18 protein-coding genes are annotated in these 15,989 nt (G+C 70.7%); 7 read left to right on the forward strand and 11 right to left on the reverse strand.

Going from position 1 to position 15,989, the window contains the following annotated elements; all coding sequences use genetic code 11:
* Positions 1-167 precede the first annotated feature (167 nt).
* From Q4P07_RS11425 to Q4P07_RS11475, 11 genes are all read right to left on the reverse strand, one after another.
* Positions 168-1,148, reverse strand: coding sequence for an ABC transporter substrate-binding protein (locus Q4P07_RS11425; RefSeq protein WP_303375046.1), 981 nt, complete (start codon positions 1,146-1,148; stop codon positions 168-170).
* A gap of 61 nt (positions 1,149-1,209) precedes the next feature.
* Positions 1,210-1,905 (reverse strand): ABC transporter permease, encoded by a 696-nt coding sequence (locus Q4P07_RS11430; RefSeq protein ID WP_303375047.1) that lies wholly within the window; start codon positions 1,903-1,905, stop codon positions 1,210-1,212.
* Positions 1,902-2,546, reverse strand: a complete 645-nt coding sequence (locus Q4P07_RS11435) for an ABC transporter permease (protein ID WP_303375048.1) — start codon at positions 2,544-2,546, stop codon at positions 1,902-1,904. The genes Q4P07_RS11430 and Q4P07_RS11435 overlap by 4 nt, the downstream gene beginning before the upstream one ends.
* Complete coding sequence (locus Q4P07_RS11440) at positions 2,543-3,646, reverse strand: ABC transporter ATP-binding protein (RefSeq protein ID WP_303375049.1); 1,104 nt, start codon at positions 3,644-3,646, stop codon at positions 2,543-2,545. Before Q4P07_RS11440 ends, Q4P07_RS11435 begins: the two co-directional genes overlap by 4 nt.
* 60 nt (positions 3,647-3,706) lie before the next feature.
* A complete protein-coding gene (locus Q4P07_RS11445; protein ID WP_303375050.1) occupies positions 3,707-4,720 on the reverse strand; it encodes an NAD(P)H-binding protein in 1,014 nt (337 codons plus the stop codon).
* A 5-nt stretch (positions 4,721-4,725) separates the two neighbouring features.
* Positions 4,726-5,463: a CPBP family intramembrane glutamic endopeptidase gene (locus tag Q4P07_RS11450; protein ID WP_303375051.1), complete on the reverse strand. Its 738-nt coding sequence runs from the start codon at positions 5,461-5,463 to the stop codon at positions 4,726-4,728.
* Positions 5,460-6,299, reverse strand: coding sequence for a TspO/MBR family protein (locus Q4P07_RS11455; RefSeq protein WP_303375052.1), 840 nt, complete (start codon positions 6,297-6,299; stop codon positions 5,460-5,462). Before Q4P07_RS11455 ends, Q4P07_RS11450 begins: the two co-directional genes overlap by 4 nt.
* Complete coding sequence (locus Q4P07_RS11460; protein ID WP_303375053.1) at positions 6,296-6,985, reverse strand: anti-sigma factor; 690 nt, start codon at positions 6,983-6,985, stop codon at positions 6,296-6,298. The genes Q4P07_RS11455 and Q4P07_RS11460 overlap by 4 nt, the downstream gene beginning before the upstream one ends.
* Positions 6,982-7,527 (reverse strand): RNA polymerase sigma factor, encoded by a 546-nt coding sequence (locus Q4P07_RS11465; RefSeq protein ID WP_303375054.1) that lies wholly within the window; start codon positions 7,525-7,527, stop codon positions 6,982-6,984. The genes Q4P07_RS11460 and Q4P07_RS11465 overlap by 4 nt, the downstream gene beginning before the upstream one ends.
* A 25-nt stretch (positions 7,528-7,552) precedes the next feature.
* Complete coding sequence (locus Q4P07_RS11470; protein ID WP_303375055.1) at positions 7,553-8,302, reverse strand: class F sortase; 750 nt, start codon at positions 8,300-8,302, stop codon at positions 7,553-7,555.
* Between the two features lie 39 nt (positions 8,303-8,341).
* Complete coding sequence (locus tag Q4P07_RS11475; protein ID WP_303375056.1) at positions 8,342-9,145, reverse strand: DUF4397 domain-containing protein; 804 nt, start codon at positions 9,143-9,145, stop codon at positions 8,342-8,344.
* A 139-nt stretch (positions 9,146-9,284) separates the two neighbouring features.
* On the opposite strand from Q4P07_RS11475, the gene Q4P07_RS11480 reads away from it, so the two are divergent.
* From Q4P07_RS11480 to Q4P07_RS11510, 7 genes are all read left to right on the forward strand, one after another.
* Positions 9,285-10,661, forward strand: coding sequence for a deoxyribodipyrimidine photo-lyase (locus Q4P07_RS11480; RefSeq protein WP_303375057.1), 1,377 nt, complete (start codon positions 9,285-9,287; stop codon positions 10,659-10,661).
* Positions 10,662-10,782: 121 nt separating this feature from the next.
* On the forward strand, positions 10,783-11,934 hold the full coding sequence (locus tag Q4P07_RS11485) for a polyprenyl synthetase family protein (protein WP_303375058.1): 1,152 nt from the start codon (positions 10,783-10,785) through the stop codon (positions 11,932-11,934).
* The gene (locus tag Q4P07_RS11490) at positions 11,934-12,812 is read left to right on the forward strand and encodes a squalene/phytoene synthase family protein (protein WP_303375059.1); all 879 of its coding nucleotides are present in this window, start codon (positions 11,934-11,936) and stop codon (positions 12,810-12,812) included. The genes Q4P07_RS11485 and Q4P07_RS11490 overlap by 1 nt, the downstream gene beginning before the upstream one ends.
* A complete protein-coding gene (gene crtI / locus Q4P07_RS11495; protein ID WP_303375060.1) occupies positions 12,809-14,470 on the forward strand; it encodes a phytoene desaturase family protein in 1,662 nt (553 codons plus the stop codon). Before Q4P07_RS11490 ends, crtI begins: the two co-directional genes overlap by 4 nt.
* Positions 14,467-14,799 (forward strand): lycopene cyclase domain-containing protein, encoded by a 333-nt coding sequence (locus Q4P07_RS11500; RefSeq protein ID WP_303375061.1) that lies wholly within the window; start codon positions 14,467-14,469, stop codon positions 14,797-14,799. The genes crtI and Q4P07_RS11500 overlap by 4 nt, the downstream gene beginning before the upstream one ends.
* The gene (locus Q4P07_RS11505) at positions 14,796-15,107 is read left to right on the forward strand and encodes a lycopene cyclase domain-containing protein (protein WP_303375062.1); all 312 of its coding nucleotides are present in this window, start codon (positions 14,796-14,798) and stop codon (positions 15,105-15,107) included. Before Q4P07_RS11500 ends, Q4P07_RS11505 begins: the two co-directional genes overlap by 4 nt.
* A partial coding sequence (locus tag Q4P07_RS11510; protein ID WP_303375063.1) for a prenyltransferase occupies positions 15,104-15,989 on the forward strand: 886 nt, incomplete at its 3' end. The genes Q4P07_RS11505 and Q4P07_RS11510, both read left to right, overlap by 4 nt.

The raw sequence follows: 15,989 nt of genomic DNA on the forward strand, positions 1-15,989 counted from the left end.
CCCGGAGCCACCGCACAGGCTCACCGCTCAGGCAGTCTCACCGCTCAGGCCGGCGCACGAGTCAGGCAGGCGCACCCGGCCGGCGCCCGAGTCCGGAGCACGAGTCAGGCGCGTGCACGAGTCAAGATCACGAGTCTGGAGCACGAGTCAAGCGCACCGAAGCGCGCTCACATGCCGTCGACGAACTCTCGCGCGACATCGGCCGGGTCCTGGCCGTCACTGACGACCTTGACCATCATCTGCGTGAGGATGTCGGTGTCCAGCGCGGCGGAGACGCCGTTGAGGGCCTCTTCGACGGCGGGGTTGACGGCATCCTTGGTGATCAGCGGCACGATGTTTTGCGCGGCGAAGAGCGACTCCGGGTCGTCCAGGACGACGAAGCCGTTCTCGCCGACGGCCGGGTCGGTGGTGAAGATGTTGGCGACGTCGACCTGACCGTTCTTGAGCGCCTGCACCGTGAGGTTGGAGCCAGCAGCGAGCGAGCGGAACTTCTTGAAGTCCAACCCATAGATCGTCTTGAGGCCGTCCACGCCGTTGGGCCGCGTCTCGAACTCCGGCGGCCCGCCGAGCACGAGGTCAGCGGCCTTGTCCTTGAGGTCCGCGATCGAGGCCAGGCCCAGCTTGTCGGCGGTCTCTTTGGTGACCACGAGGCTGTCCTTGTCCTCGGCCTGGCTGATGTCCAGCAGCTGCAGGTCCGCGGGCAGATTGTCCTGCGCGTCCTTGAGGACGTCCTCGGAGGAGGTCGCGGTGATCTCGGGGTTGAGGTAGGTCGCCAGGCCACCGGTGTACTCCGGGATCAGGTCGATCGACCCGTCCTCCAGGCCCGCGATATAGGTCTCCCGGCTGCCGATGTTGAGCTTCTTGGTCACGTCGACGCCGGCATCGGACAGAGCCGCCGCATAGATCTCGGCGAGCAGCACATTCTCCGGGAAGTTGGCCGAGGCCACGATCACCGACCCCGGGTCACCACCGGCCGCATCGCCAGCCGAGGTAGCGCTGGCGTCGTCACCGCCCGTCCCGTCCATGTCCGACGGGCTGGATGGGCTCGACGGTTTTGCCGGGGCGTCCATCGGGTCACCGCCTCCACCGCACGCGGACAGAGTGACCATCGCGGACAGGGACAGAGCGAGCACAGAGATTCGACGCATAGGAACTCCCGAGATTGACGAGCCGCAGCGGCCTGACCCTTCCAGTCTGACGCAGTCGAGGCTATCTCGCGCCTTGAGTCAGGCCGGGCGACACCGCGAGCCGCTGGATCGCGGCCAGCACGAGGTCGACGAGGAGGGCGAGGGCGGCCACGACGAGGGCGCCGCCGGCCATTTGGCCATAGTCACGGCTGGCCTGCCCGTCGATGAGATATCGGCCCAGCCCACCCAGACCCACGATCGCCGCGATCGTCGCGGTCGCGATGATCTGCAGCATCGCCGAGCGCACGCCGGACATGATCAGCGGCAACGCGCCGGGGAGCTCCACCTGGGAGAGCACCTGGCTGCCGGTCATCCCCATACCCCTGGCCGCGTCGCGCGCCGCACGGTCGGTCGCCTGCACGCCGGCGTAGGTGCCCGACAGGATCGGCGGGACCGCCAGCAGGACCAGCACGATCAGCGCGGGCGCCTCAAAGGCGAGCTCACCCTTGAGCCTGGGCAGCAGCAGGAGCACCGCGATGAAGAGCACGCCAAGGGAGGGTATGGCGCGGAAGGCGCCGGTGATGTTGACCGCCAGCCAGCGGCCCTTGCCGGTGTGCCCCACCCACAGCCCGAGCGGGATCGCGATCAGCGCGGCGATCACGAGCGCGATGAGGGAGTAGCGCAGGTGTGCGATCGTCTGGGACGGGATGCCGCCGGATCCCGCCCAGTTGGCCGGATCGGTGAACCACTCCCACGTCGCCAGGAGCGCGGCGTTCATGTCGCCACCGACCTGGTCAGCCAGGGGGTGAGCAGCCGGGACGCGAGCGCGATGAGCGCGTCCAGCGACATCGAGAGCGCGACGCACGCGCCGACCCCGACCACGATCGGCCCCATCGCGTTGCGGTTGAAGCCCTCGGTGAACAGCATCCCGAGCTGGGACACCCCGATCAGCGCGGCGATCGAGACGATCGACACATTGCTGACTGCCGTCACCCGCATCCCGGCGGTGATGACCGGGATGGCGAGGGGCAGGTCGACCGCGACCAGGCGCCGCAGCTCGCCATACCCGATCGCGGTCGCCGCGGCTCGCACGGCGGTGGGGACGGAGGCGAGCCCGTCGGCGACGGTGCGCGTGAGCAGGGCGACGCTATAGAGCGTCATCGCCACCAGGACGTTGGAGTCGTCCAGGATCTGGGTCCCCAGGATCAGCGGCAGCATGATGAAAAGCGCGAGCGAGGGGATCGTGTAGAGCAGGCCGGTCCCCCCGATGATCGGCGGCCCGAGCCAGCGCAGACGGTGCGCCAGCCACCCCAGCGGCAAGCTGATGGCCAGGCCGATGAGCAGGGGGACGCCCGCTAGATAAAGATGCCTCAGGGTGAGGTCTCCGATGGTCGCCCAGTCGACGCCGAGGATGCTCACGAGGCGGACGGCTCCGCGTGCTCCCCCGGACGCGCCGAGCGACCCTCGTCGAGGGCGGCCAGGACCTCTTCCGCGCCGACCGTCCCGACCACCTGACCGTCCGCCACGACCACCCCGCGGTGGCTGGGCGAGGAGAGCGCGGCGTCCAGGAAGGTCCGGGCGCTCGAGTCCGGCGCGGCCAACGTGCCGAGGCGGTGCAGCCGTTCGGCGGCCAGCGGCCCGCCCCAACCGTTGGCGTGCGCCCAGCCGATCGGCAGGCCGGCGTCGTCGACGGCGAGCACCCAGCCAGAGCCAGCCGGTATGGCGTCGCCGAGCCGGTAGGTGCGTTCGGGCCGCGGCTCCACCCCGGCGGTGGCGAACCCGAGGGCACGATAGCCGCGGTCCTTGCCGACGAAGTTGGCCACGAAGTCGTCGGCCGGGTCGGCGAGCAACTCGGCGGGCGCCGCGAACTGCGCGAGGTGCCCGCCCTGGCGCATGACCGCGATCTTGTGCCCCAGGAGGAGCGCCTCGTCGATGTCGTGGGTGACCAGGACGACGGTGATGCCGAGGTCGGCCTGGAGGCGGAGGAGCTCGGACTGCAGGTCGGCGCGGGCGAGCGGGTCCACCGCGCTGAACGGCTCGTCCATGAGCACCAGCTCGGGTCCGCTGGCCAGCGCCCGCGCGACGCCGACCCGCTGCTGCTGGCCGCCGGAGAGCTGGGAGGGATAGCGCCGGGCCTGGTCGGCGGTCAGGCCGACCTTCTCGATCGCCTCCATCGCGGCCTGCCGCGAGCGCGACCGGTCCCAGCCCAGCAGCCGCGGCACGGTCATCACGTTGGCTAGGACGGTGCGGTGGGGGAAGAGGCCAGCGTGCTGGATGACATAGCCGATGCTGCGCCGCAGCTGGGCCGCCGGCCTGTCCATCACGTCCTCGTCGTCGATGAGGATGCGCCCCGAGGTCGGGTCGACCATCCGGTTGATCATCCGCAGCGAGGTCGTCTTGCCGCAGCCCGAAGGCCCGACGAGCACAGTGATCTCGCCTCGTGGGATCTCCAGGTCGAGGCTGTCGACGGCGGTCGTGCCACCGTCGTAGGTCTTGGTCACACTCTCGAACCGGATCACCCGATCGACCCTATGTCCCAGCAGGGCGGCGGGCATGTCGAGCGCACAATGCGTGGCTCGTCACGAGCGCCGGTGACGACGCACGGCCAGCCAGACGCCGAGGACCACGGAGCCCGCCGCCAGGGCGAGGCCCCCGGCGATCGCGGTGGCGTGCGCAGGGTCGTTCTCTACCCCGTCCATCGCGCGGCGGACCGCCTCGCGGTAGGGCGTCACCCCGCCGTCCGGCTCCCCGACCATTGCGGTCAGGTCGTGCTCCCGGCAGACCACCTCGTGCACCAGCGAGCCGACCAACGGCTTGGCCACCCCGGCGTCTACCGGCGTCACCACACCGACCCAGTGGCTGGCCAGCCAGGGCGTCATCACCGGCAGGGTGAAGATGAGGCGCGGCCGCTGACCGGTCTCCTTCGCGAAGGCCTGCATCATCTCCCGGTAGGTGAGCACGTCCGGGCCCCCGATATCGAAGGTCCGGCTCACCTCCGAGGGGAGGTCGGCAGCCGCGATGAGCCAGTGCAGGACGTCGTCGATCCCGACTGGCTGGATGCGGTTGTTCAGCCACTGCGGCGCGATCATCGCGGGCAGCCGGGTGGTCAGATAGCGCAGCATCTCAAAGCTGACGGAGCCTGCACCGATCACGGTCGCGGCCTGCAGGACCGCTGTCGGCACGCCGGAGTCGAGCAGGATCTGGCCGACCTCCACCCGGGAGGCCAGGTGGGTCGACAGCTTGCCTTCGGGGTGCAGGCCGGAGAGGTAGACGATGCGGGACACCGACGCTGCGGCGGCTGCGTCCGCGAAGCCCTGGGCCATCTCTCGGTCCCGCCCGACGAAGTCACCGCCGCCGTCCATCGAGTGGATCAGGTAGTAGGCGACGTCGACCCCGCTCAGCGCGGAGCGCAGGTCGTCCTCCTCGGAGGCGTCCCCCTGGTGGACGTCGACCTGATCCGCCCACGCGGCGTCCAGGTCGCCGGAGCGCGTGAGCACCCGGACGGCGTAACCCGCGTCCAGCAGTTTCGGGACGAGCAGCCCTCCGACATAGCCGGAGGCGCCAGTGACCAGGGCAGTGCGTGGTGCGTTCATCGGTATTACCTCAATGTGGAGAGTAGCGGTGGCAGAAGGAGGAGCATGCCGGCCGACCACGTGATGTGGGTCAGGACCGGGCCGAGCACGCCGCCGGTGACCCGCCGTTGCAGTCCGCAGACCAGCCCGAGGCTGAGCGCAGCGAGGACGAGCAGGGGCACACCGACGACAACAGTGGTGAGTGCGTAGACGAGGGTGGTCACGGCCACCGTGACCTGTTGCGGGATGGCGGCGTAGAGCGCCCCGCGGAAGAAGATCTCCTCCGCTATCCCGTTGACCATGGTGATCACCAGCACCAGCGGCAGCGAGCCGTAGCGGGCGTGGTCGAGCAGGTCGTCGACCGGCCCGCGAAGCAGCGGCACCTGCGCCACCACCACCGCGCCGGCCAGGAAGACGGCCAGCAGCAGGCCCCCCAGCACCAGTGACTGGACGACAGGTCGGGCGTATGACGTGCCCGCGCGGGTGTGTGCGCGACCGAGGTAGAGCGGGCCGGAGAGCAACGCGCCGACGATCCACGTCACTGCCAGTCCGGCGGTGCCGACGTAAAACATCGGATCCCCGGGAGGGAGCTTTAGGGACCACCACAGCATCGCGGCCCCGACCAGCAGGGTGATCGCGGAGACCACCCGGCGGCGACGAAGGACGCTGGCCGGGTCGCGCTGGCTGCGAGGGACAGGGGTGAGCAGGGACGCGCGCAGGAAGCGTCGCAGCTCGGTGACGGGATTGACGATGACTGGATTCACCCGGCCGTCGTCGTCTGTGGAGGAAGCGAGCGCATGGGGCGGTGCTGGCCAACGGCGCGCGACCCGTGGGTCGCGACCCAAACCCAGAGAGCGACGACCGCGAGGGCAGCCACTGCGGCGGCGAGTCCCACCACTTGGTTGCGGAGGTCACCGGTCAGCCGGCCGACGGCCACCCACGCCAGCCCCCAGGTGATCGCGGCGGCCAAGCCGGCGAGCAGCACCCGGTCTGGGGTCCGGGTCAGCAGGTAGCCGGCGAGCGCCACCACGACGGCGAGCACGCCGACGGTGGTCGCAGTGGGTCCGGTGCCCTCGGCCGCGATCCCCAGGCCGACCAGCCAGCTGGCGATGTTGGCGCAGGTGGCCACGCAGATCCAGCCGAGGTAGAGACCGAATGTCGCTGACACCAGGACCGCGGCCATCGGACCTTCGGATGGCAGGCTGGCGCTGCGCCGCAAGATGACGCCCAGACAGACCACGATGCCTGCCATCACGGCCACCGAGATGGTGAGCCAGCCGGCAAAGACCACGAGCAGCCACACCCCATTGAGGACCAACGAGCCCGCTGCCGGCAGTCGGGTCCTCGCCGCGCGCACCGAGTCATCGGTCCGCGGCAACCACTGCCACAGGACATAGCCCGCGAGCAGCAAATAGATAACCGACCAGATGCCGAAGGCGGGGCCGTGCGGTGCGATCAACGTCGCGCTGTCGGAGAACAGCCCCTCCCCTTGTGACTGGACGCCCCCACCGCCGACCAGACCGGTCCCGAGCACGGTGCCGGCGATCCAGACGACCGCCGCCAGGGAGACGACGAGGCGATCACGCAGCAGTGTGCTCACCCGACCTGCCCTCGCACCAGGCTGGCGCCACCATGCCCGGGGTCGCCGTCCATGTGCTCTCGGGAGATGTCGACCACGGCATACTCCGTCAGGTCGAGTCCCTCCGGCAGCGGAAAGTCAGCGGTCTCACCCTCCAGCACCCCGAGGGTCACCAGCCCTGAGACGTCCGGGCGCAGGAGCCAGACTTCCAGATAGCCGTCCTCTGGGTTAAGAGAGGAGCTGAGGCGCACGCGCAGGCGCTTCTGTCCGTCGACCTCCACGACCGAGGCGCTGCCGTCGGTGCCGTCCACCGTGAGTGCGGACAGATCGCCGCTGGCCAGGAGCACACCCCCGTCGTCGCCGGAGTCACGGACGCCGCTCATCTCCAGCCCGCCCCAGGTGACCAAGCCACCCACCGCGGCCGCGACGAGCAGCTTGGCGACGCCACCGGCCCAGCCGCCGGCGCCACCCTGACGGTGACCATGGCTGCGGGTGCGTCCCTCCCCGCGGACAAGCCGCAGGCCGGGCCGGTCACCCGCAGTGGCCGTGACTGCCGTGCGCACGCTCTCCCAGATGTGGGGGGGCGGCGGCGTCTCGACGGCTCCTGCCCGTCGCAGCAGAGTGACCGCGCGAAGGTCCTCCGGGGCAACCTTCGCGGGTTCGTTGGAGCCGGGGTCAGCGCCAGGATCGCTGCGGTTCTCGATCATTGGGCACCTCCCATGAGAGTGCGTAGCCGGGCCAGGGTCCGGGTCGTGTGGGTCTTGACGGTGCCTAGCGGCAACGAGAGGTGCTCGGCGATCTCTTTTTGTGTCTTGTCGTGCACGTAGGCGAGCAGCAGGATCTGGCGGGGCGGGTCACCGATCCGCTCCAGCTCCTCATAGATTGCCAGGAGGTCGTCGCGGTCGGCGTCCTCCCAGGGCAGGTCGACGCCGTGGTCATCCTCCTCTAGCGCGCTGGGCACCTCGCTGCCCCGATGTCGTTGGCGGAGCACGTCAGCCACCGCCCGCCGGGTGATGCCGACCAGCCAGGCGCCCATCGGCCCGTGGTCGGGGTTGTAGGTGGTGCGGGCCCGCCAGGCCGACAGGAAGACCTGCTGGGTGATGTCCTCGGCGTCGACCGGTCCGACCGCTTTGCGGGCTAGGCCATGCACCAGCGGACTCCAGCGCGCATAGGCAAGCTCGAGGGCTTCCTCCGCCCCCTGCATCCATGCCGCGCCGATCTGCGCCTCCGCGGTCATCGCATCGGTCATACCGCCACTCTAGGAGATTCACCGCTCATCCCAGCGGTGCCGCGGTGATGACGAGGTTGTCGGTGTAGTGGCCGGTGCGCGGCGACCAGTCTCCGGTGCAGGTGACGAGGCGTAGCACCGGATCACCGTCCCGACGGAAGATCTCCTGCACGGCGAGGTCTCCCTTGGCGAGCTGCTCGCTGCCGATCACGCGGTAGGTCGTGCTCGTCCCGTCGGCGGACTCGACCACGACTTCGGCGCCCTCGCGCACCTTGGTCAGCGCCAGGAATGCACCCGGACCGGTGCGGGAGTCGACGTGCCCCGCCACGACGACCGAGCCGGTGTCTGCGCCGGGCGTCGCTCCGTACTGGTACCAGCCGGCCCGGTCTGCGTCCTCGGGGATCTGCATCTGCCCGTCCTTGGCGATGCCCACGGCATCCAGGGCGACGTCCATCTCCAGCGACGGGACACTCAGGCGGACGGGTGCGACCTGCTGCACCACTGCGGTGGGCGCGGCCGAGGACCGTCCCGGCTCGGGGATGGCGCCGGCCGCGGTGGCCGGGCTCCCCGCCGCCGCCGGGGTGGCGGCGGTCGGCGGGGAGGTGGCGGCGGAGGAGCGGGCCGCCGCCGGGAAGGGACTGTCCGCGGCGCTCGACGTCAGGTGCGAGAGGTCGACGGACACCGTAGGAGACCCGAAGTCTGCCGTGGCCGGCAAGGGGTCCAGCAGGAGGCCGCGCACCGCCCAGCCCACGAGGACCAGGCTGGCCAGGGTCACGACGAACGCGACCAGGCTCAACCGACCACGTCGGTGTTGGGCGGTGCGCTGGCCCACGGGTCAGACCCGCTCGGAGCGAACCACGCGACGACCGGCGATGACGGCGCCAGCGACGCCTGCCATGGCCAGCACGAGCAGCGCGCCATTGTCGACGAGGCCGCCCTGACCGGTGGGGACACCCTCCGGGTTGCTGTGCAGGCCGGAGATGGTCTGCACCGCGAGGTCCAGGTTCTCATCGGCGGCGGAGCCCCAGGCGTAAACGATGGTGTTGGTGCCTTCCTTCAGGTCCAGGTCGGCCGGGCCGAGCACGACGGTGTCGGTGCCGGCGAGCACGACGTCCGCGGACACCATACCGGCGGGCAGGTTGAGCACCTTCTCGTTCGGGTTGGTCAGGCCCTCGATGACGGGGGTCTCACCGGCGCGGACGTCCACGGCGGGCGCGGCGGCCGCGTGGCGGACGGTCAGGCGAGCCTCGCCCGGGGCCGTCTGGGAGATGTCGTTGACGAAGGCGCTCAGCATCGGGGTGCCGTCCTCGGCCAGGTGCGCGGCGAGGGTCAGGTTGGCGCCAGCGGGCACCTCGAGGCCGTCGGCGGACAGTGCGGGCTCTGCGGAGTCGGGGGTGTCACCGTCGGCGTAGACGGCGATGTCGTAGCTGCCTGCGGGCAGCATCAGCGGGTCGGTGAGGGTGCCCGGCTTGAAGTCGGGGATGGTCTCCGCGCCGTTGACATAGACGTCGACGGTCAGGCCCGGCACGCCGTGCAGGACAGAGACGGTGGCGTCGCCATCGGCGGCGAGGGCGGGGGCTGCCACGAAGGCGGTCGACGCGAGGCCGGCGAGCAGGGCGATGGTGGTGGTCCTACGCATGATGGGGCTCCTTGTTGTAGGGGCGGAAGGTTTCCGCCCTCACCTACTACTACGGGCGACAGATGCGCTTTGGATTCATCTTTGTCAAATCTTTGTCAATAGTTTGTCGAGGCAGCCTGAGTGTTCCTAGACTGGAGCCATGACCTCCGTCCTCTGGCTCCGCCGTGACCTGCGTCGGGCAGACCATCCCGCCCTCCTCGCCGCGCGTGACGCCGCGGCCAGCGGCGGGGTGGCGGTGCTCTTCGTCGTCGACCCCGGGCTCTGGGCGCGCGGTGGGCCGGTGCGTCGGGCATGGTTGGCGGCCTCCGTGCAGGCGGCCCGGCAGGAGTATGGCGGCGCTCTCGCGGTGCGGCTGGGTGATCCGCTCGAGGTCCTTCCCCGCGTGGTGCGCGAGGTCGGTGCCGCCTCGGTGCACGTCAGCCGCGAGACCTCTGCCTACGGTGCCCGCCGGGACGCCCAGGTCGCTGCCGCGGTGCAGGAGGCTGGCGCCGACTGGGTGGAGACCGGATCCCCGTATGCCGTCGGCCCCGGCCTGGTGCGCTCCGGCTCCGGCGATCCCTACCAGGTGTTCACCCCCTTCGCCCGGGCCTGGCGGGAGCACGGCTGGCCAGCCCCCGCGCCACGCCCCGACGATCTCGACTTGGTCGACCTGTCCAGCGACCAGGAGGCTGAGCGCCTGCTCACCGACGCAGTCACCCAGGACGGCCTGCCGCCACTGCCACCCGCCGGCGAGCGCGCGGCGCTGAAGCGCTGGCGAGCGTTCCGCAAGGACGGGCTGCACGACTACCACAAAGGTCGTGACCGACCCGACCTGGACGGCACCAGCCAGCTGTCCACCTACCTCAAGGTCGGGGCCGTGCACCCGCGCACGCTGCTCGCCGACCTCGACGACGAGACTGCGCCAGGGGTCCGGTCCTTCGTCACCGAGCTGGCCTGGCGGGAGTTCTACGCCGACGTGCTGGCCCGTCGGCCGGACAGCGCCTGGCATGACCTGCGGCCGCAGCTGGCCGGGCTGCGCTACGACCAGCCACTTGACGCGATCGAGGCCTGGCAGCAGGGGCGCACCGGCTATCCCATCGTCGATGCCGGGATGCGCCAGCTGCTGTCCACCGGCTGGATGCACAACCGGCTGCGGATGATCACGGCGAGCTTCTTCACCAAGGACCTGCACGTCTGGTGGCCGCTGGGCGCCCGGTGGTTTCTGGACCGGCTCCTCGATGGCGATGTGGCGTCCAACAACCACGGCTGGCAGTGGGTGGCCGGCACCGGGACCGACGCCGCGCCCTACTTCCGCGTGTTCAACCCGGTGCTGCAGGGCGAGCGTTTCGATCCCGACGGCGACTACGTGCGGCGCTGGGTCCCCGAGCTGGCGCACCTGCCCGGCGCTGCGGTCCATCAGCCGTGGCGTCACGAGCAGGGCTATGCGCACGACTATCCGCGTCGGATCGTCGATCACGCGCAGGAGCGGCGCGAGGCGCTCGAGCGGTATGCAGCGGCGCGTGCCGCTGGGGCGTGAACATGCCTGAGTCCGGCACGTGTCGTCAGAGGTTTGTTGGATGTTTGTCGATGGGGCAAACTGCTAGCACAGCCGTGGGGACCGTCCACGTGATCCCGCCAGGCACGAGAGGGGCCCCGCGATGACCGCCACCACCACCCGGGCGTGCTCGAGCGCGCCGCACGCCGCGAGTTCAGTGGCACAAAGTTCTGCCCACCAGCGGTTCTTCGCCGCCGGCCGCGCCCAGGTGGTCGACGAGCACGACGGCCTCCTCTGGGAGACCCTGCACGGACTCACCGCTGGCGGCAAGAGATTCAGGCCGGCCCTCCTCACCCAGGTCTACACCGTGCTCGGCGGCCAGGACCACCAGACCGCGGCCCGGGTGGGCGACGCGGTGGAGTTGCTGCATACCGCCTTCGTGATCCACGACGACGTCATCGACGGCGACCAGGTCCGTAGAGGTCGACCCAACATCGGCGGCACCTTCTCCGCGCACGCCACCGGCGTCGGCGCGACCCCCGAGCGCGCGGGTCACTACGGCGACGCAGCCGGCATCCTCGCCGGGGACCTGGCGCTGGCCGGGGCCGTCCGCGAGATGGCGCTCTGCGGGGCCCGCCCCCCGGTGGTGGTCCGGCTGCTCGACCTCCTGGAGGACGTCCTGCACCGTAGCGCGGCCGGGGAGCTCGCAGACGTGCGGGTCAGCCTCACAGCCGACGCGTCGGTCGGCGAGGTCCTGGACATCGCCGAGTGGAAGACGGCCGCCTACTCCTTCCAGCTCCCCCTGCAGGCCGCCGCGCTCCTGGCCGATGCCGACGCCGCGATGGTGGCCGACCTGGGGCGGTTGGGGCGCTACCTCGGCATCGCGTTCCAGCTGCGCGACGACCTCGACGGGGTCTTCGGCACCGCGAGCCAGACCGGCAAGGACCCGCTCTGTGACCTGCGCGAGGGCAAGTGCACCGCGCTGATCACGCTGGCTCGCAGCTCCTCGGTATGGGGCGCGCTGGCACCGCTCGTGGGCAACCCCGATCTCACCCCGCAGCAGGCGCAGCAGGCCCGGGACCTGCTGGTCGCCTGCGGTGCGCGGCAGCAGGTGGAGGCGATCGCCACGGAGCTGCGCGAGGCCGCGCGGGCGGTCGCTCTCAGCCTCCCCGCCCCGGCATCGGTGGCCCTCGCGGACACCATCGACCTGCTCGTGCCGTCGACGGCCGAGCAGTCATCCCTTGGCGAGCGCAGCGCCGGGCTCGCGACGACGGCGACCCGCCCAGTCCCCTCCCGGGTGCAGGGGGCCGCCTGATGGTCGCCACACCCCGGCGCCGACGGTCCGCTGCACTGCCCGCCACCTCCTCCTACGACCGGGCCGCGCGTGCCAGCGCCGCGGTGGTGATCCGTGAGTACTCGACCTCTTTCGGGTGGGCGACCCGCATGCTGCACGAGCCGGTGCGCACCCACGTGCGCTCCATTTATGCCTTGGTCCGGGTGGCCGACGAGCTGGTCGATGACGAGGCACAGCGGTGGGACCGCTCCCTGCGCGCCCGCCTGCTGGACGACTTGGAGGAGGAGACCTACCTGGCCATCGAGCAGGGCGGCAGCGCCAACCTGGTGGTGCACGCCTTCGCCCTGACCGCCGCCCAGCACGGCATCGGCCGCGACCTGGTCGACCCTTTCTTCGACTCGATGCGGGTCGACCTGTCCGTCCAGGTGCATGACCCGGAGAGCTTGTCCGGCTATGTCTACGGCTCAGCCGAGGTGGTCGGCCTGATGTGCCTGCGCGTCTTCGTCGGCGGTGACGAGGCGACCTACCTTCGACTCGCCCCGGGGGCTCGACGCCTCGGCGCGGCCTTTCAGAAAGTCAACTTCCTGCGCGACCTGCATGCCGACCACTCTCTGCTGGGGCGTGCCTACTTCCCCGGCGTGGACCTGTCCACCTTTACCGATCGGGAGCGTGACCTCCTGCTCGACGACATTGACGCCGACCTGTCAGCGGCGGCGACCTCGATCCCGCACCTGCCGTCCAGCAGTCGACGGGCGGTGCATGCCGCGCACGCCTTGTTTGCCGCGTTGTCGGCACGTCTGCGGCAGACCCCCGCCGAGCAGATCTGCCGGGAGCGCGTCCGCGTCCCTGACCTGCAGAAGGCCCGGATCCTGGCGCGCAGTGCGATGGTGGGCCGATGAGGACGGTCGCGATCATCGGTGGTGGCATCGCCGGGCTGGCCACGGCTGCCCTCCTCGCGCAGGATGGCCACCAGGTGGACCTCTTCGAGCAGCAGGCCACCGTCGGGGGGCGGGCGGGATCTCGGGAGGCGAGCGGTTTTCGCTTCGACACCGGCCCGTCGTGGTATCTGATGCCTGAAGTCTTCGACCACTTCTTCCAGCTCTTGGGCACGTCCTCGGACGAGCAACTGGACCTGCGTCGCCTCGATCCCGCCTACCGAGTCTTCTTCGAGGGCGAGCCGCCAGGGCCCCGCCCGCCGCATCTGGACGTCCTTGCCGACACCGACGCCAACCTGGCCGCTTTTGAGGAGGTCGAGCCTGGGGCTGGACGCCGGCTCGCGGCATACCTGACGTCTGCGGGCGAGGCCTATGACCTGGCGCTTCGCCACTTTCTCTACACGAATTTCACGAACCCGCTGTCGCTGGCCTCCCCGGCCGTGGTCCGCAAGCTTCCCCGCCTGCTGCCGCTCCTGACCCGCTCCCTGGAGGCCTTCGTGGCGTCCCGCTTCACGGACGTGCGGCTGCGGCAGGTGCTCGGCTACCCGGCGGTCTTCCTCGGCTCCTCCCCGGACCGGGCCCCCAGCCTCTACCACCTGATGAGCGCCCTGGATCTGACCGGCGGCGTGCTCTACCCGCAGGGCGGCTTCACCCGCCTGATCGCGGCGATCGCCACCCTCGCCACCGACCGTGGCGTCCGGATCCACACCGGGGCACGAGTGACCGAGGTGACCACGCAGGACGTCCGCGACGCCCGCGACGGCCGGAAGTCCAAGGCAGGTCGTCGAGCCAACGCCACCGTCACCGGCCTGCGCTGGATCGACGCTCAGGGCGGTGAGCACCTCCATCAGGCCGACGTGGTGGTCGGCGCCGGGGACCTGCACCACCTGGAGACCCGCCTCCTGCCCCAGCGGCTGCGCACTTACCCGCAGTCCTATTGGGACCGGCGGACCTCTGGCCCGGGTGCAGTCCTGGTGCTGCTCGGCGTCCGCGGCGCCCTGCCGCAGCTGCCGCACCACTCCCTCTTCTTCACCCACGACTGGCACGCCAACTTTGACGCCATCTTCGGCGGCACCGTGCCGGATCCGGCGTCCGTCTATGTCTGCAAGCCCTCGGCGACCGACCCCAGCGTCGCCCCCGCGGACCACGAAAACCTTTTCGTCCTCGTCCCCGTCCCGGCCGACCCCACCCTGGGTCGTGGTGGTGTGGACGGGCACGGTGACCCGCAGCTCGAGGCGGTCGCGGACGCTGCGATCGCGCAGATCGCGCTGTGGGCGGGCGTCCCCGACCTGGCAGACCGGGTGGTCGTGCGCCAGACCATCGGCCCCGGTGACTTCGCGGCGGACCTGTCCTCGTGGCGCGGCGGCATGCTCGGCCCCGGGCACACCCTGCGCCAGAGCGCGATGTTTCGCTCGGGCAACCGGTCGCGGAAGGTGTCGGGCCTCTACTACGCCGGCTCCAGCACGATCCCGGGCATCGGGCTGCCGATGTGCCTGATCAGCGCTGAGCTGGTGCTCAAGCACCTGCGCGGAGACACCTCCACGGGGCCTTCACCGGTGCCCGGGGCCCACGGCTCTCCCGCCACCACCGCAGGGGGCTCCACCGCCGGGGCAGCGTCGTGACCCCCTACGCCTATGCCGCCGCGCTGCTGGTCTCCACCGGAGCCATGATGCTGCTGGACGCGAGGTTTGCGCTGGTGCTGTGGCGGGACACCGTCCGCTCCTTGGTGGTGCTGGCCATCGGCATCGCCTTCTTCCTGCTCTGGGACGTGGTCGCGATCGGTCAGGGGTTCTACCACCGGGGCGAGAGCGCCGCGATGACGGGCCTGATGCTGGCCCCCGAGTTGCCGGTGGAGGAGCTGCTCTTCATCACCTTCCTCTGCTACGTCACCCTGGTGATGCATGGGCTGGTCGGGCTGACGCTGGCCCGCACCGGGGCAGGTCGACGATGACCTACGCCTCCCTCGCCGCGGTGTTCGTCGTGATCGCCGCCGTCGTCGCCGCGGTCGCCGCCCTGCTCCGCCACCTCGACGGCCTCTGGTGGCTGACCACCGGGATCGGCATCCTCGTCCTGCTGGTCCTGACGGTCGTCTTCGACAGCGTGATGATCCAGGCCGATCTCTTCCGCTTCGACGAGTCCTCGCTGCTGGGGATCCGGCTGTGGCACGCGCCGCTGGAGGACCTGGCCTGGCCGGTGGCGGCCGGGCTGCTCCTTCCGTCGCTGCGCGCCCTGCTCACCCCCGCAGAGCCAGTCCGATGAACCCGACCCAGCCGGTCGCGGGGACCTCCCCGGTGGCCCCGTCGGCCTCCCCGGTGGGGGCCGCGCTGCGCCAGCTGCTCGGGTCCTCCCGACCGGTGAGCTGGGTGAACACCGCCTACCCGTTCGCGGCGGCATACCTGCTGTCTGGAGGCGGCCTCACCCTCGCCCTGGTCGTCGGCACCGTGTGGTTCCTCATCCCCTACAACCTGCTCATGTATGGCGTGAACGACGTCTTCGACTACGAGTCCGACCTGCGCAACCCGCGCAAGGGCGGCCTGGAGGGGATCGTGCTCTCCCGCCGCTGGCACCGGCTCACGCTCTGGGCGGCGGCCCTGACCAACCTGCCGTTCGTCATCGCGCTGGTGGTCCTGGGCGACCTGGTCTCGACCCTGGTGCTGGCAGTGAGCGTCTTCGCGGTGATCGCCTACTCGGCCCCCGGCCTGCGGTTCAAGGAGCGCCCGGTGCTGGACTCGATCACCTCCAGCACCCACTTCGTCAGCCCGGCGGTCTTCGGCCTGGCCCTGGCCGACGCCACCCCCACCACCCCGGTGATCGCCGCGCTGGCCGCCTTCTTCGTGTGGGGCATGGCCTCGCAGGCCTTCGGTGCCGTCCAGGACATCCGGGCCGACCGCGAGGCCGGGATCGCTTCGATCGCGACCTGGCTGGGGGCCGCAGGCACCGTCCGGGCCGCCTTTGTCGGCTATCTTCTGGCCGCGGTGCTCGTCCTGCCGGTCGGTTGGCCGGGTGCGCTCGCGGGGATCCTCGCGCTGCCCTACGCCGCCAGTGTGGCCCCCTACTTGAATCTGTCGGAGGCCGACTGCGAGCGAGCCAACGTCGGCTGGCGCAGGTTTATCTGGCTCAACCTGCTCACCGGCTTCCTGA

It is taken from the genome of Ornithinimicrobium sp., from assembly GCF_030537745.1.
In the GTDB taxonomy this organism is placed as follows: Bacteria; Actinomycetota; Actinomycetes; order Actinomycetales; family Dermatophilaceae; genus Ornithinicoccus.

Coding starts and splice junctions, on each gene's coding strand:
- Q4P07_RS11485 (WP_303375058.1), top strand. CDS start 10,783: ATGACCGCCACCACCACCCGGGCGTGCTCGAGCGCGCCGCACGCCGCG.
- crtI (WP_303375060.1), top strand. CDS start 12,809: ATGAGGACGGTCGCGATCATCGGTGGTGGCATCGCCGGGCTGGCCACG.
- Q4P07_RS11425 (WP_303375046.1), bottom strand. CDS start 1,148: ATGCGTCGAATCTCTGTGCTCGCTCTGTCCCTGTCCGCGATGGTCACT.
- Q4P07_RS11460 (WP_303375053.1), bottom strand. CDS start 6,985: ATGATCGAGAACCGCAGCGATCCTGGCGCTGACCCCGGCTCCAACGAA.
- Q4P07_RS11430 (WP_303375047.1), bottom strand. CDS start 1,905: ATGAACGCCGCGCTCCTGGCGACGTGGGAGTGGTTCACCGATCCGGCC.
- Q4P07_RS11490 (WP_303375059.1), top strand. CDS start 11,934: ATGGTCGCCACACCCCGGCGCCGACGGTCCGCTGCACTGCCCGCCACC.
- Q4P07_RS11475 (WP_303375056.1), bottom strand. CDS start 9,145: ATGCGTAGGACCACCACCATCGCCCTGCTCGCCGGCCTCGCGTCGACC.
- Q4P07_RS11480 (WP_303375057.1), top strand. CDS start 9,285: ATGACCTCCGTCCTCTGGCTCCGCCGTGACCTGCGTCGGGCAGACCAT.
- Q4P07_RS11465 (WP_303375054.1), bottom strand. CDS start 7,527: ATGACCGATGCGATGACCGCGGAGGCGCAGATCGGCGCGGCATGGATG.
- Q4P07_RS11445 (WP_303375050.1), bottom strand. CDS start 4,720: ATGAACGCACCACGCACTGCCCTGGTCACTGGCGCCTCCGGCTATGTC.
- Q4P07_RS11505 (WP_303375062.1), top strand. CDS start 14,796: ATGACCTACGCCTCCCTCGCCGCGGTGTTCGTCGTGATCGCCGCCGTC.